At 59.4% G+C, this 15,284-nt stretch carries 15 protein-coding genes; 7 read left to right on the forward strand and 8 right to left on the reverse strand.

Going from position 1 to position 15,284, the window contains the following annotated elements; translation table 11 throughout:
* Positions 1–126: 126 nt before the first annotated feature.
* Positions 127–1,146 (forward strand): ADP-ribosylglycohydrolase family protein, encoded by a 1,020-nt coding sequence (locus tag FOT55_RS09265; protein ID WP_025302514.1) that lies wholly within the window; start codon positions 127–129, stop codon positions 1,144–1,146.
* A 4-nt stretch (positions 1,147–1,150) separates the two neighbouring features.
* Here the strand turns inward: FOT55_RS09265 and FOT55_RS09270 are convergent, their stop codons facing one another.
* Complete coding sequence (locus tag FOT55_RS09270) at positions 1,151–1,915, reverse strand: GntR family transcriptional regulator (protein WP_060432909.1); 765 nt, start codon at positions 1,913–1,915, stop codon at positions 1,151–1,153.
* 138 nt (positions 1,916–2,053) lie between these two features.
* On the opposite strand from FOT55_RS09270, the gene pdxR reads away from it, so the two are divergent.
* From pdxR to FOT55_RS09285, 3 genes are all read left to right on the forward strand, one after another.
* The gene (pdxR, locus tag FOT55_RS09275; protein ID WP_147823395.1) at positions 2,054–3,568 is read left to right on the forward strand and encodes a MocR-like pyridoxine biosynthesis transcription factor PdxR; all 1,515 of its coding nucleotides are present in this window, start codon (positions 2,054–2,056) and stop codon (positions 3,566–3,568) included.
* 115 nt (positions 3,569–3,683) lie between these two features.
* Positions 3,684–4,136 (forward strand): GNAT family N-acetyltransferase, encoded by a 453-nt coding sequence (locus tag FOT55_RS09280; RefSeq protein WP_043141490.1) that lies wholly within the window; start codon positions 3,684–3,686, stop codon positions 4,134–4,136.
* 15 nt (positions 4,137–4,151) lie between these two features.
* Complete coding sequence (locus tag FOT55_RS09285; RefSeq protein WP_025302521.1) at positions 4,152–4,856, forward strand: GNAT family N-acetyltransferase; 705 nt, start codon at positions 4,152–4,154, stop codon at positions 4,854–4,856.
* 48 nt (positions 4,857–4,904) lie between these two features.
* On the opposite strand, the gene purB is transcribed toward FOT55_RS09285, so the two are convergent.
* Together purB and hflD are read right to left on the reverse strand one after the other, a co-directional pair.
* Complete coding sequence (gene purB, locus FOT55_RS09290) at positions 4,905–6,275, reverse strand: adenylosuccinate lyase (RefSeq protein WP_033652066.1); 1,371 nt, start codon at positions 6,273–6,275, stop codon at positions 4,905–4,907.
* Positions 6,276–6,297: 22 nt separating this feature from the next.
* On the reverse strand, positions 6,298–6,924 hold the full coding sequence (gene hflD, locus FOT55_RS09295) for a high frequency lysogenization protein HflD (RefSeq protein WP_025302523.1): 627 nt from the start codon (positions 6,922–6,924) through the stop codon (positions 6,298–6,300).
* Positions 6,925–7,255: 331 nt separating this feature from the next.
* Between hflD and kup the strand changes: the two genes are divergently transcribed.
* A complete protein-coding gene (gene kup, locus FOT55_RS09300; RefSeq protein WP_016928067.1) occupies positions 7,256–9,124 on the forward strand; it encodes a low affinity potassium transporter Kup in 1,869 nt (622 codons plus the stop codon).
* 50 nt (positions 9,125–9,174) lie between these two features.
* Here kup and mnmA read toward each other — a convergent pair whose 3' ends face one another.
* From mnmA to rluE, 4 genes are all read right to left on the reverse strand, one after another.
* Positions 9,175–10,275, reverse strand: coding sequence for a tRNA 2-thiouridine(34) synthase MnmA (mnmA, locus tag FOT55_RS09305; RefSeq protein WP_025302525.1), 1,101 nt, complete (start codon positions 10,273–10,275; stop codon positions 9,175–9,177).
* Positions 10,276–10,381: 106 nt separating this feature from the next.
* Entirely contained in the window at positions 10,382–10,828 is a 447-nt protein-coding gene (locus FOT55_RS09310; protein ID WP_025302526.1) for an NUDIX hydrolase, read from the reverse strand.
* A 9-nt stretch (positions 10,829–10,837) separates the two neighbouring features.
* Positions 10,838–11,176: a lysozyme inhibitor LprI family protein gene (locus tag FOT55_RS09315; RefSeq protein ID WP_025302527.1), complete on the reverse strand. Its 339-nt coding sequence runs from the start codon at positions 11,174–11,176 to the stop codon at positions 10,838–10,840.
* Positions 11,177–11,198: 22 nt separating this feature from the next.
* Positions 11,199–11,825 carry a 23S rRNA pseudouridine(2457) synthase RluE gene (rluE, locus tag FOT55_RS09320; protein ID WP_025302528.1) on the reverse strand — a complete coding sequence of 209 codons (627 nt, stop codon included), beginning with the start codon at positions 11,823–11,825 and terminating at the stop codon, positions 11,199–11,201.
* Between the two features lie 131 nt (positions 11,826–11,956).
* Here rluE and icd point away from each other — a divergent pair, with 131 nt between their 5' ends.
* The gene (gene icd, locus FOT55_RS09325; protein WP_015377612.1) at positions 11,957–13,210 is read left to right on the forward strand and encodes an NADP-dependent isocitrate dehydrogenase; all 1,254 of its coding nucleotides are present in this window, start codon (positions 11,957–11,959) and stop codon (positions 13,208–13,210) included.
* 210 nt (positions 13,211–13,420) lie between these two features.
* Positions 13,421–14,320: an HNH endonuclease gene (locus FOT55_RS09330; protein WP_147823396.1), complete on the forward strand. Its 900-nt coding sequence runs from the start codon at positions 13,421–13,423 to the stop codon at positions 14,318–14,320.
* Positions 14,321–14,665: 345 nt separating this feature from the next.
* Here the strand turns inward: FOT55_RS09330 and uspF are convergent, their stop codons facing one another.
* A complete protein-coding gene (gene uspF, locus FOT55_RS09335; protein ID WP_049204198.1) occupies positions 14,666–15,115 on the reverse strand; it encodes a universal stress protein UspF in 450 nt (149 codons plus the stop codon).
* Positions 15,116–15,284: the final 169 nt, after the last annotated feature.

The raw sequence follows: 15,284 nt of genomic DNA on the forward strand, positions 1-15,284 counted from the left end.
TTAAACGCAACTTAAACGCGCCAGGCATTGTCGCGAAAGCAAAATGTGAACCGGGGCGCTTGATAAGCTTTAAAGGTACTAATAAGGTATTATCGAGATATCGGCATATTTTCTCAGGAGCGACGGATGAAGCAGTTAACCCAGGCAGAACGCATAGCGGGCGCACTTTACGGACAGATGCTGGGCGACGCGCTCGGCATGCCTTCCGAGCTGTGGCCGCGCGAGCGGGTTAAGCGCCATTTCGGTTGGATAGACGGTTTCCTTGATGGGCCGGCGGAGAACTCGGCCGCCTGCTACTTCAAGGCCGGGCAATATACCGACGATACCGCGATGGCGTTAGCGCTGGCCGATGCGCTGCGGGAGGCGAAAGGCGAGGTGGTGCCAGAGTTGATCGCCCGCAACGTGATCCGCTGGGTGGACAGTTTTGACGCCTTCAACAAGAACATTCTCGGCCCCAGTTCCAAACTGGCGCTGAGCGAGCAGAAAGCGGGAACGCCAATCGCCGAGTTGGAAAACAACGGCATCACCAACGGTGCGGCAATGCGCATTTCGCCTTTAGGCTGCGTGCTGCCGTCTGCGCCGCTGGAGGAGTTCTGTCAGCAGGTGTGGCTGGCCTCCAGCCCGACGCACAAATCTGACATCGCCGTCGCCGGGGCCGTCGCGATCGCTTGGGCGGTTGCGCGGGCGGTGGAGGGCGCGGACTGGGCCTCGATTCGCCTGGCGCTGCCGGGCGTGGCGGAGTATGCCCAGCGCCGTCAGGAGACGACGTTCAGCCCCTCGTTGGCGGCGCGTATCGAGCTGGCGTTTCAGGTGGTGGATGAAGCCAGCGATCCCGAGCAGGCCTCCGAGCGGGTGTATCAACTGATCGGCGCCGGGGTCAGCACCATCGAGTCGGTGCCGGCGGCGCTGGCGATGGTGCAGCTGGCGCAAACCGACCCTACCCGGTGCGCCGTGCTGTGCGCCAACCTGGGCGGCGATACCGACACCATCGGTGCGATGGCCACTGCGATTTGCGGCGCGCTGCATGGCGCAGAAGCGATCGAAGCCGGGTTGCTGGCGGAGTTAAAACGGATGAATCCGCTGGATATCGAGGCTTACGTTCAGGCGTTCGTGCGCTTTCGCCGCCGCCGGCAGGGCGAGGCATAACGGATCAGCTTTCGCTGGTAAACTCGTACATGTCGCTGCGGCAGAAGCTTTCGCTGTATTCGATCGGCTTCTTGCTGTGGTCGAACAGCGTTTGACGCACGATCAGCAGCGGCATCGGTTCTGATAATTGCAGCGCCCGGCGGATGTCGTCGTCGGCCATCGCAGCGCTGACCTGGCTGCGCAGCGATCCCATTTCGACGTTATTGCGCCGGAAGTAGTCGTACAGCGAGATGCCGATCTCGTCGACGTTGGCAATCGCCGCCACCACCACGTAGGACACCGCCACCGACATCGGCCGCCGATCGATCAAGTGAATGCGTTTGAGTGTGTAGATCGGCGTTCCGGCCGCCAGCTGCAGCTTTTCAGCCAGTTCAGCGCTGGCGGGTACCCGCGCGCGGCTGATCCATTGCGTATCTGGCCGGCGCCCCTGCTGTAACACCTCGCTCGAGAATCCTTTGACGTCTGCCAAAGAATAGAACAGCTTCGGTTCGGGCCGTTGCAGTTGGATAAAGGTGCCGTAACCGCGTGAACGGCCGATGAGGCCGTCCTGCTCGAGGCAGGCCAACGCTTTGCGTACCGTGATGCGCGAGATGCCGAGCCGTTCGGTGAACAGGCGCTCGCTGGGCAAAAAATCCCCCGCATTCAGCAATCCTTGATCGATAGCCTGGCGCACCGAGGCGTTGAAGCGCAAATACAGCGGCATCGCGCCCGCGCTGGCCAGATCCTGCTGCAGTTTGTCCAGCAGACGCTGGTTGGTCTCCTTGCTCATAGCCGACGGAAATCCTGTAGCCGCATTGCGATGGCTTATTTAAGGGGATTTCGCCGGGCAGCGCAACTGCCGCCGCCAAGAGGGGAAATGGGGTAGAGTAGTGTGCAATCGCCTTAAGCTCGGAGAAACAGACTGCCCATGAGTGATCACCCACCCTACGCGGATGACGCGGCAATCCTGGCCGCCTTCGCGCAGCAGCGGCAACAAGGCCTGACCCGGCGTTCGGCGCTGCATCAGGCTCTGTTGCAACTGATTGCCGCCGGAGAACTGCCCTGGCGGGCGAAGCTGCCGCCGAGCCGTACGTTGGCTGCCCGGCTGACGGTGGCGCGCGACACGGTGGAACAGACCTACGCGCGGCTGGAGGCTGAGGGGTTCATCAGCCGAATGGTGGGGCGCGGCAGCTTTGTGCGTTATCGTAGTGACACGCTGCTCGGCCGTGAACTGCTGACGACGGCGACGGGGCAAGAGGCGCGGCTGGCGGAGCGCGAGCTGAGCGATCGCGGCCGGGCGCTGCTGGCGGTCAGCCATACGCCGCACACCTGCCGCCAGGCTTCGCTGACGCCTTCGCTGGCGGACCTGCGGGCGTTCCCCATCGAGCAATGGCTGCAGCAGGAAAAGCAGGCGCTGCGGCGGCACGGCGAGCGATTATTGGGGTATGCCGATCCGCAAGGGCTGCCGGAGCTGCGCGCGGAGATCGCGCACTATCTGCAGCGGGAGCGGGGCGTCAAGGCGACGGCGGAACAGGTGATCGTGGTCACCAGCTCTCAGCAGGCGTTGGCGTTGTGTACGCAGGTGCTGTTCGATCCCGGCGATGCGGTATTCGTCGAAGAGCCGGGTTACCAGGGGGCAAAAAAACTGGTGCAGTCGGCGGGGCTGCAGGCGCGGCCGATCGGCATCGATGAACAAGGGCTGGACGTCGGGCAGTTGATGCAGGCTTCGGGCGGCGGGCGGGGCGTTTACATTACGCCGTCCCATCATTACCCGCTGGGGTATTCGCTGAGCCTCGAGCGGCGGCTGGCGCTGTTGCAGTGGGCGCAGCGCTGCCGGGCCTGGATCATCGAAGACGACTACGACGCCGAGTTCAACTACGACCGGCAAACCAAGGCGGCGCTGCAGGGGCTGGACAGCGGCGGGCGTACGCTGTACATCGGCACCTTCAGCAAGACGCTGTTTCCGGGGCTGCGCATCGGTTTCATGATCGCGCCGCCTCAATTGGTGCGGCCCTTGGTCGCCGCCAGGCAGTTTCAGGACGGCTACACGTCGGCGCTGGCGCAGATGACGCTGTTCCACTTCCTGCACGAGGGCGGCTACGCTGAGCATCTGCGCAATATGCGCACGCTGTACAAAGCGCGGCTGGACGTGCTGTACGACGCGGTGCATCGTCACCTTGCTGCCTGGACGCGTCCGGCGCTGCCGCAGGGCGGGCTGCAGCTGGTTTGCCCGTTGGCGGATGCGGCGACGGAGCGGCGGCTGGTAGTGGCGGCCGCCGAAAGGGGGATACGGCTGTACGGCCTGGCGGACTTCTACACCGGCACACCGCAGCGCGGGGCGTTGGTGCTCGGCTTCTCGGCCTATACGCCGGATGAGATCGTGCGCTTTATCGCCACGCTGGCGCAGGTGTTCAACGCGCTGCCGGTGGAAAGCGATGGCTAAAATTGGTCTGCTCGGCGTTTTGAATTGGTCCGTATTGTACCGCCGCCATGCGGTGTATTCTGCCGCTATCCGATTATTTCCCTAATGGAAATAATATCTTACACCGTGAGGCGCTATGAACCCATCAAACCCTGAAGTGACTATCCGCAGAATCAATGGCGACGACAAAGCGCAATGGCTGGCGCTCTGGCAGGGCTATCTCGACTTTTACCGCGCCGATGTGGCGCCGCAGGTGACCGATCGCACCTTCGAACGCCTGGGGCAGGATGAACAGGTGTACGGGCTGGTGGCGGAGGATGCCGACGGCCAGCTACTGGGGCTGATGAACCTGGTGTTCCACCCGTCCACCTGGAGCGCAGTCGGCTATTGTTATATCGAAGATCTCTATGTGTCGCCGCAGGCGCGTGGCCATAAGGTGTCGGAAAAGCTGTTCGAACAGGCGTACCGATTGGCAGAGACGCGCGGCAGCGATCGGGTCTACTGGATGACCCAGGAGTACAACGCGCCGGCGCGCTCGCTGTACGACAAAATCGGCAGAAGAAGCTCGTTTATCGTTTATACCCGTTAACCGCAGGAGGCGTGTATGGCAATGAATCGTTATGGTCAGCCGATTGGCGAACCGATGCCGGATTGGCAGCCGGCTCGCCGTCCGGGCGGCGCGACGCTCGGCGGGCGTTTCTGCTCGCTGGCGCCGCTCGAGCCGCAGCGGGATTACGCCGCGCTGTTCGAGGCGTTTCAACTGGCGCCGGACGGCCGCGACTGGACCTATCTGTCTATCGAGCGGCCCGATACGCCGGCGGCGATGCTGCAGCATCTGGAAACGCTGCAGGCCAACCCGACGCTGGTTAATCTGACGGTGTTCGACGCCGCCAGCGACGCGCCGGTGGGCACGGTGGCGCTGATGCGCATCGACGAGGCCAATGGCGTGCTGGAGATCGGCCACGTCAGCTGGTCGCCGTTGATGAAACAGCGCTCCAGCGCCACCGAGGCTATCGCGCTGCTGCTGCGCTATGCCTTCGACACGCTGGGCTACCGCCGCTGCGAGTGGAAGTGCGACAGCCATAACGCGCCCTCCCGCCAGGCTGCGCTGCGCTTTGGCTTTCGCTACGAGGGTAACTTCCGCTATGCGGTGATCGTCAAGGGGCGCAGCCGGGATACCGACTGGTTCGCCATCACCGCCGACCGGTGGCCGACGGTACGACAGGCGCTGGCGCGCTGGCTTAGCGCGGACAACTTCGATGCGCAGGGGCGGCAGATAGCTCGGCTGCAGGTGTTGCGCGGCGAATAATAAGCAAAAAGGCGGCCCGCGGGCCGCCTTTTTATCGGGCTAAAGCGCTTACTTCAGCTCGTCGACCAGGGTGGTGGCGCGGCCGATGTAGTTGGCAGGGGTCATCGCCTTCAGACGGGTTTTCTCTTCTTCCGGCAGCGCCAGGCCATCGATGAACGCCTGCATGCCGGCAGCGTCCACGCGCTTGCCGCGGGTCAGCTCTTTCAACTTCTCGTAAGGCTTCTCGATGCCGTAGCGGCGCATCACGGTCTGGATCGGCTCGGCCAGCACTTCCCAGTTGTGATCCAGTTCGTCCAGCAGGTGTGCCTGATTCACTTCCAGCTTGCTGATGCCTTTCAGGGTGGCCTGGTAGGCGATCAGCGCATAGCCCAGGCCCACGCCCAGGTTACGCAGCACGGTGGAATCGGTCAGGTCGCGCTGCCAACGGGAGACCGGCAGTTTGCCCGCCAGGTGGCCCAGCACGGCGTTGGCCAGGCCCAGGTTGCCTTCGGAGTTTTCGAAGTCGATCGGGTTGACCTTGTGCGGCATGGTGGAAGAACCGATTTCGCCGGCGATGGTCTTCTGCTTGAAGTGGTTCAGGGCGATGTAGCCCCAGATGTCGCGGTCGAAGTCGATCAGAATGGTGTTGAAACGCGCTACGCAGTCGAACAGCTCGGCGATGTAGTCATGCGGCTCGATCTGGGTGGTGTACGGGTTCCAGGTGATGCCGAGCGAGGTCACGAACGCTTCGCTGAACTGATGCCAGTCCACTTCCGGGTAAGCGACGATGTGGGCGTTGTAGTTGCCGACCGCGCCGTTGATTTTACCCATGATCTCCACGCGCTCCAACTGGCGGTATTGGCGCTCCATGCGGTAAGCCACGTTGGCGAACTCTTTGCCGACGGTCGACGGGGTCGCCGGCTGGCCATGGGTGCGCGACAGCAGCGGGATATCGCGGTATTCCAGCGCCAGCCCTTTCAGCGCATCGATGATTTTACGCCAGTAAGGCAGCACCACGTCCTGACGGGCGCTTTGCAGCATCAGCGCGTGCGACAGGTTGTTGATGTCTTCGGAGGTGCAGGCGAAGTGGATGAACTCGGACACCGCGTGCAGCGCAGGCACCGCCGCCACTTTTTCCTTCAGGAAATACTCGACCGCTTTCACGTCGTGGTTGGTGGTGCGCTCGATGGTTTTGATACGCTGAGCGTCTTCTTCGTTGAATTCAGCGACGATTTTGTCGAGGAAAGCGTTTGCGTCGGCGTCAAAAGCGGGAACTTCCTTGATTTCTGCGCAGGCGGCCAGTTTTTGCAGCCAACGTACTTCAACCTGTACGCGGAATTTCAGCAGACCGTATTCGCTGAAAATGGGGCGCAGTGCGCTGACTTTATCACCGTAGCGTCCATCAACGGGGGAAACGGCGGTCAGTGAGGATAATTCCATCGGTAGCAACTCCTGGGATCGATTAACAATGAGCAACGATATTTTGCGCCTGCTTGAACAGACGATTACGGGAAAACATTAACTGCAGGCGGCTGCCGCCAACCTGTTGCCACAGCACGGCGGCGCGAATGCCGGCCAGCAGCGTGGCGCGAACCTTGGCCTGCACCTGCGGGTTCTGCAAGATAGCCGGCGAGCCGGTTACCTGGATACGCGGCCCGAGCGGGCTGACCACGTCGACGTAAATGCCGGCCAGCGCGCTGATGATGGTGTCTGACTCAAGATCGAAGTGCGCCAGTTGGCGTTCGAGTTGGCCGAGGCGTTCACCGAGCGTGTTCATCGCCTGTTTGTTGGCGTTGAGCTTGCGCTCCAGCACCATCAGGCTGATGGTGTAGCGGGTCAGTTCCGCGCCCGGCCCTTTGTTGTTGGCGTTAAGCACGCCCATCAGGGTTTCGAGGCCGACCATCAAATTGCGCTCCTCGCCGCCGAACACCGCCAGCGTGGAGGGCGGGTCCATCTGCAGCAGGCTTTTCAGCGAGGTCTGAAAGGCTTCGCGATTGCATTGCCCTTCGTGGGCCAGTTGCTGAACCAAACGCGCCGCCTGGCTGATGCCCGCCATGGCCAGCGTGATGTCATAATAATTCTTCGCCACGAATACTCCTGTAAACGCTGTGAACGGTACATGGCTTACTGCATAAGGTTGTGTGTATCGCCAGGGTAACGGCGGCGGCCGCGAACGGGAACGATCGGGCGTGGCTGTAACAACGATGACAACGAATGCCGCGGATCATGCCACAAAATCGAGGGTAAACCCAGCGTCTAATACGCCTGCGGCAAGGCGGATGCGCCGTGCGGCGCAGAACTGCGCAAATAGGCGGCGAAAATCGCCGGCGCGGCGGTGCGAACTTATTGTTGCGGCGACAAATAAAGTGCGGTGGCTGCATCTATACTGCCAACGTGACCCCTTAAATAAAGACCTCTATATGCACGTAAAAAACAAGCAGCCACTGCCGGCGGTAACGCTGGCGGCCATCGGCGTGGTGTACGGCGATATCGGTACCAGCCCGCTGTATACCTTGCGCGAATGCCTGACGGCGGAGGAGGGCATCACCCTGACGCCGGCCTCGATTTACGGCTTTTTGTCGCTGATTTTCTGGCTGCTGACGCTGGTGGTGTCAATTAAGTACATTTGTTTTGTGATGCGTGCCGACAACGACGGCGAGGGAGGCATTCTGACACTGATGTCGCTGGCGATCCGCAAGCTGGATGCACGCTGGGTACCGGCGGCGGTGCTGATCGGGCTGGTGGGCGGCAGCTTCTTTTACGGCGACGGGGTGATCACTCCGGCCATTTCGGTGCTCTCGGCCATCGAGGGGCTGCAGATTATCGCCCCCGAGCTGGACAGCTTTATCGTGCCGCTGTCGCTGCTGGTGCTGACCGCGTTGTTCGCGATCCAAAAACGCGGCACCGGCAGCGTCGGCAAATTGTTCGCCCCGGCGATGGTTATCTGGTTCCTGACGCTCGCGCTGCTGGGCATCGGCGGTATTCTGCATCACCCCGGCGTGCTGCGGGCACTGAACCCTTACTGGGCGGTGAATTTCTTCCTCGAATACAAGGCGGTGTCATTCTTTGCGTTGGGCATGGTGGTGCTGTCGGTCACCGGTGCCGAAGCGCTGTACGCCGATATGGGCCACTTCGGTAAAAAGCCGATCCGTTTGGCGTGGTTTACGCTGGTGGCACCGGCGCTGGTGTTGAATTATTTCGGCCAGGGGGCGCTGCTGTTGGCCAATCCGGCGGCGATCAACAACCCGTTCTTCCTGCTGGCGCCGACCTGGGCGCTGATCCCGCTGCTGGTGATCGCCACGCTGGCGACGGTGATCGCCTCGCAGGCGGTGATCTCCGGCGTGTTCTCGCTGACGCGCCAGGCGGTGCGGCTGGGCTACCTGCCGCCGATGCGTATCATCTATACCTCCGATCAGGAATCCGGGCAGATTTACATTCCGGTGGTGAACTGGCTGCTGTTCGCAGCGGTGCTGATCGTGATTATCAGTTTCAAACACTCCAGCAACCTGGCGTCGGCTTACGGCATCGTGGTGACCGGCACCATGCTGCTGTCGTCGATTTTGCTGAGCATTGTGGCGGTGAAAAACTGGGGCTGGCCGCGCGCGTTGGGCGGGCTGATGCTGCTGGTCATGCTGTGCATCGACGTACCGCTGTTCGGTGCCAACCTGATCAAGCTGGCGACCGGCGGTTGGCTGCCGGTGGCGCTTGGGCTGACGATTCTGCTGATCATGCTGACCTGGAAGACCGAGCGTTCGCGCCTGATCCGCCGGTTGCGCGACAATCAGGAAGGGCTGAGCGCGCTGATCGAGTCGCTGGAGAAAGCGCCGCCGAAGCGGGTGCCGGGCACCGCGGTGTTTATGGAGCGCACACCGCATGCGGTGCCGCTGGTATTGTTGCACAACCTGAAGCACAACAAGGTGTTGCATGAGCGTGTGGTGCTGCTGACCATCGTCACCACCGACATGCCGTACGTGCACAACGTGCAGCGGGTGGCGATTGAACAGCTGTCGGCGAGCTTTTGGCGGGTGGTGGCAAGCTACGGCTGGCGCGAGACGCCCAACGTGACGGACATCCTTTATCGCTGCGGGCTGGAGGGGATGAGCTTCACCATGAACGAGACCTCGTTCTTCATGTCGCGCGATACGCTGGTATTAGGCAAGCGCCCCTGGTATCTGCGCGTGCGTGGCAAGGTATTCCAGCTGTTGCAGCGCAACGCGCTGAGGGCGCCGGATCTGTTCGAAATCCCGCCGAATCGGGTGATTGAACTGGGGGCACAGGTGGAATTTTGAATAAAAAAAAACGCTGCGGTAAACGCAGCGTTTTTCTTGCGACAGACGAATTATGCCAGGCGCTGTTCGATAATGCCGCCGCCGAGGCAGATTTCGCCCTGGTAGAACACCGCCGACTGGCCGGGGGTGACGGCGGAGACCGGCTCGTCGAAACGCACTTCGATGCGTTCGCTGTCGAGTGGGGTCACGGTGCAAGGGATGTCCTGCTGGCGATAGCGGGTCTTCACCGTGCAGCGGAACGGGCCGGTCAGCGGCAGACGATCAACCCAGTGCAGCTGCTGCGCGATAAGGCCGACGGACATCAGGCGCGGGTGATCGTGCCCCTGCGCGACCACCAGCACGTTGTTGGCCACGTCTTTATCCACCACGTACCACGGATCTTCGCTGCTGTCTTTCATACCGCCGATGCCCAGCCCTTTGCGCTGGCCCAGGGTGTGATACATCAGGCCCTGGTGTTCGCCGACGGTCTGGCCGTCGACGCTGACGATCGGGCCCGGCTGCGCCGGCAGGTAGCGGCCGAGGAAGTCGCGGAATTTACGTTCGCCGATAAAGCAGATACCGGTGGAGTCTTTCTTCTTGGCGGTGACCAGCTCCAGTTGCTCGGCGATGCGGCGCACCTCCGGCTTCTCCAACTCCCCGACCGGGAACAGGCTTTGCGCCACCTGCTCGTGGCTCAGGGTATAGAGGAAGTAGCTCTGATCTTTGTTGCCGTCGACGCCGCGCAGCAGGCGGCTCTTGCCGTCCACGTCCTGGCGACGCACGTAGTGGCCGGTGGCGATAAAATCGGCCCCAAGATCTTCGGCGGCAAACTCCAGGAAGGCTTTGAATTTGATCTCTTTATTGCACAGGATGTCCGGGTTCGGCGTGCGGCCGGCCTTGTACTCTTCCAGGAACAGCTCAAACACGTTGTCCCAGTATTCCGCCGCGAAGTTCACCGTGTGCAGTTCGATGCCCAGCTTGTCGCAGACCGCTTGCGCGTCGGCCAGATCGGTCGCGGCGGAGCAGTACTCTTCGTCGTCGTCTTCTTCCCAGTTTTTCATGAACAGCCCAGCGACCTGATAGCCCTGTTGCTGTAACAGATAGGCGGTAACGGAGGAGTCGACGCCGCCGGACATACCGACGATTACTTTTTTCTGGCTGTTGTCTGACATGGGGATCTCACGAACTTGAACACGAACCGTGCTGATAAAAACAAGCGCAGGATTTTACCACGTTGGCCGCGCCGGCGCACTGGTCATCTTGTGCTGCTCGGCGCCCTTAAAACGGCCAGGCGAAGCTGCCGACCAGCGACAGCGGATAGCGCTCCGGCTGCTGGTAGCTGCGAATGCTCTCCGCCACCAGCGCGGAACGCAGGTTGGGCGCCTGCAAAATCTCGTCGGCGCTCAGCCACAGGCAGCGATCGATGTCGCTGTCGTGCGGCTCGGTCGGCAGCGGCTGTTCCAGCTCGATAACGAAGCAAAAACGCAGAAACGGCGTGCGATCCGGCGCTATCCACTGGTGCAGGCGCAGGAACGCCTGCGGCGTGGCGCGGATGCCGGTCTCTTCCCACAGCTCGCGCTCGGCGGCCTGCACCAGCGTCTCGTCGGCCTCCAGGTGGCCGGCCGGCTGATTCCACAGCGCTTTGCCGTTGATGGTCTCTTCGACCACCAAAAATTTGCCGGCGGCGTGTACCACGCAGGCCACAGTGACGTGCGGTTTGAACATGCGGTCTCCTTACAGCGGTTTGTCGATGCGCCGGTAGATGTCGTCCAGCTCGGCGATGCGGGTGCGATAACTTTGCAGCAGGCAGGCGGTATCGCCGCCGCACCGCTGGCGTTTTGCCAGCCAGGCCTGCTGGCTGTCCTGCATCGCGCCACGCGCGCCCATGGCGAACAGGCCGCGCAGGAATTGGTACTTGGTGGCCATTTGCACATCCAAATCGTTCAGCGTGCGGTTGGCGCAGATGGCTTGCTCATCGCGGTTTGCTGCCTTGGCGCAGTCGAAGCTGGCGGCCTGGGCCGCGAACGGGGCCGCCAGAGCGGCGAGCAGCAGCGCGATCGGCGTGGATTTCATGGCGCCTCCATCAGTTATCGGTCTACAGGGAATCGATGCTTTTCCATTCACCAGGCTGCAGTGAACCCAGCGAAAGATTACCCATACTGTAGCGAATCAGGCGCAGGGTAGGGAACCCGATATGCGCCGTCATGCGACGCACCTGGCGGTTTCGCCCTTCGAACAGGGTGATTTTCAGCCAACTGGTGGGGATGGATTTACGCTCGCGGATCGGCGGGTTGCGCGGCCATAGCCACTGAGGCTCGGCCACCAACTCAACACCGGCGGGTAGCGTCGGGCCGTCTTTCAGCGTGACGCCGCTGCGCAATGGCGCCAGATCGCTCTCCTGCGGCGTGCCCTCGACCTGCACATAATAGATTTTGCCGGTGCGCTTGCCCGGCTGGGTGAGCTGCGCCTGCAGCTGTCCGTCGTTGGTCAGCACCAGCAGCCCTTCGCTATCGCGATCCAGACGCCCGGCGGCGTAAACGTCGGGGAAGGGGATGTACTCTTTCAGCGTGGCGCGGCCGGCTTCATCGGTGAACTGCGGCAGCACGTCGAAGGGCTTGTTGAATAACACAATTCGACGCGGCCCCTTCGGCGCGGCGGGTTTGGCGGCATTCGGCTTGCTGAATCGTTTAACGTTGTGATTTCTAACAGAGAATTTTTTCATAACAGTTGAGATTACGGATGATAAGCGCATTATAACCGAATCCGTTTCGGATTGGCGCGGACCGAATATTCAAGTAGTATCTACACGCATCTTACAAAGCATTAACAAAATTGCGCTTGAAGGAGAGGTTGATGGAAAGCAAAGTAGTTGTTCCGGCAGAAGGTAAAAAAATCACGGTTGACGCCCAGGGTAAACTGGTTGTTCCTCATAACCCGATCATCCCGTTCATCGAAGGCGACGGCATCGGCGTTGACGTGACTCCTGCCATGATCCACGTGGTTGATGCGGCCGTTAAAAAGGCTTACCACGGCGAACGTAAAATCTCCTGGATGGAAATCTACACCGGCGAAAAATCTACCCACGTTTACGGTAAAGACGTGTGGCTGCCGGACGAAACTCTGGACCTGATCCGCGACTACCGCGTCGCCATCAAAGGCCCCCTGACCACCCCGGTCGGCGGCGGCATCCGTTCTCTGAACGTGGCCCTGCGCCAGCAGCTGGACCTGTACGTGTGCCTGCGCCCGGTGCGTTACTACCAGGGCACTCCAAGCCCGGTGAAACAGCCTGAGCTGACCGACATGGTGATCTTCCGCGAAAACGCCGAAGACATCTACGCCGGCATCGAGTGGAAAGCCGGCTCCGCCGAAGCGGACAAAGTGATCAAATTCCTGCGCGACGAAATGGGCGTGAAGAAAATCCGCTTCCCAGAGCAGTGCGGTATCGGCGTGAAGCCATGCTCCGAAGAAGGGACCAAGCGTCTGGTGCGTGCGGCGATCGAATACGCCATCACCAACGACCGCGACTCCGTGACCCTGGTTCACAAAGGCAACATCATGAAGTTCACCGAAGGTGCCTTCAAGGATTGGGGCTATGAGCTGGCGCGCGAAGAGTTCGGCGGTGAGCTGATCGACGGCGGCCCATGGCTGAAGATCAAGAACCCGAACACCGGCAAAGAGATCGTGGTTAAAGACGTGATCGCCGACGCCTTCCTGCAGCAAATCCTGCTGCGCCCGGCGGAATACGACGTGATCGCCTGTATGAACCTGAACGGCGACTACATCTCCGACGCCCTGGCGGCCCAGGTTGGCGGCATCGGTATCGCGCCGGGCGCCAACATCGGCTCCGACTGCGCGCTGTTCGAAGCGACTCACGGCACCGCGCCGAAGTACGCCGGCCAGGACAAAGTGAACCCAGGCTCCATCATCCTGTCCGCAGAGATGATGTTGCGCCACATGGGTTGGTTCGAAGCGGCTGACCTGATTGTTAAAGGCATGGAGGGCGCAATCGCTGCCAAGACCGTGACCTATGACTTCGAACGCCTGATGGAAGGCGCTAAGCTGCTGAAATGTTCAGAGTTTGGCGACGCTATCGTTAAACACATGTAATGGTGTTTTAGCGTTAAATGATAACGGGAGCCAGATGGTTCCCGTTTTTTATTATTCAAACTGCAACGGTTATAAAAACTCGGCCATTTTGGCGCTTTAGAGCGTATAGATCTAAAGGTTGAGCTGCGTCTAAACTTTGCAATGAAATGGACGATAAACTGCCTGCAGCCGCATTTTTTTGCATGAGATAAAATTCTACAAGGAGTGTTAATGAGCTTTTTCTGGGTAAATATTGGTAGCAGTTTTAATGAGGTTAAAGAACAAAATTTCCTCTGGGCTCCACAATATGGCATGAATAAGCACGGGAAAAAGTTTAGTAATGCCTCCTGGGAGACAGTGAAGGATGTAAAAGCAGGTGACGTCATCTTTTGTAATAAGGATCGAGAGATTGTCTATGTAGCGACTGCTACAGCCGATGCTGATGATGCACCGCGGCCACCTAATCGATCTTTTGATAAGTGGGAGCGTGAAGGTACCCGAGTAGAAGTAGATTTGACCGTTTTAGAGCACCCGATCGATGTTTTGCAGTTCAGTGACATATTTCTGAGTGTGTTTAATGAGTTAAGTCGGCCAACAGTTTTTGCTGAAAACGGGTTTTGTACGCAGACTTACATGTGCGAAATACCCGAGGCTGCAGCAAAAATGATAGCAAGTTTTATTAACGATAACGTTTCAATAGACTTCAATAAACAGACGGCCACGGTAAAAGAGGCGAGAGGAAGCACTAAAGCAGCCGTCATTCAGGCTCGCGTTGGTCACGGCCCCTACCGCGATAAATTATTTAAGAAGTGGGGCGGAAAATGCGCGGTCACCGGCATTGCGCTTGAGTCAATGCTAACCGCTTCTCATATTGTTTCGTGGTCTATCTCAAATGACAAAGAGAAAGTTGACCCTTACAACGGATTCCCCCTGATTCCTAACCTGGACAGATTGTTCGACCGGGGCATGATCAGTTTTGATGATAATGGACGCTTATTGCACAAGAAAGAATTTGCAGGTTTGCTTCATGATTTAAAAATTCCCTTGGACTCAAAAATTGATGGGCTGTTTGGGGAGAATAAAAAATACTTAAAACGGCACCGCGTGACGTTTGGGTTCGAGAAAGAGTAAAAGCTTGAGGGGGACCCTCAAGTGTATTAGTTCAGACCTGATACGGTACAGAACCAATCCCAATCTGATGGGCAGTTCTCTGCCAGAAGCGGACTTTCGTTAGAGTGCGAGCTGTATTAATCCATGGGGGCATGTCACTGTGATTATGGCCGATAGTATCGCATTGACCATGTATCGATGTTGTTATCAGTAATGTTGAAAATCGCTGGTCATACACTCTAGATTCAAACGCTGCCTAGTAATCTTGCGATGCTATCATTAAACACATGTAAGCGTGTTTGGCGCTTGAATGGGAGCGGGAGCCTTAGGGCTCCCGTTTTTTATTGTTCAAATGAGTAAGAGATATCAAACGTTAGCCGATTCACGCACGACCAGCACCGGGCAATTGGCGTGGCGGACGACGGCGGTGGCATTCGAGCCGAGGAGGTAAGTCATTGCAGAAGGGCGGTTGGAACCCATCACAATAATCTCCGCGTTAAGCGCATCAGCGAGTTCCAGGATCTGATCTTTGGGATCGCCGACGGCCACATGGGTGGTCACTCTATCCTCGGGAACGCTGAATTGTTTCGCCGCTTTTGCCAGCCCCTCGGTCGCTACCGCAATAGTTTCATCTTTGGTTTCCACCGCCGCGGTGGCGGCAAAGCCGAAGGCCGCGTAGGTGGCGCGAGACGGGATCACCGCCAGGAAATGGACGTGGGAGTCTTCGAGCCTGGCGAGCGCATTGACATGCGGGATGACCTGCTGTGTTAATTCCGGCTCGGTAATATCCACGGGAACCAAAATAGTTTTGTACATACTCCCTCCTTATCGTTATCAAATAACTCCACTTCTTGGATTATAGCCGTTCGACGCCGGGAAAGGGGAGATCCGTATGGCAAACCTGAGAACGTTGTCTGCTGAAATGTCAGGTGGTTATCGACGTTCTCATTAAACGCGGGCAGGCACGGTTGGTGTTTGAGTTGGG

It is taken from the genome of Serratia bockelmannii, from assembly GCF_008011855.1.
In the GTDB taxonomy this organism is placed as follows: domain Bacteria; phylum Pseudomonadota; class Gammaproteobacteria; order Enterobacterales; family Enterobacteriaceae; genus Serratia; species Serratia bockelmannii.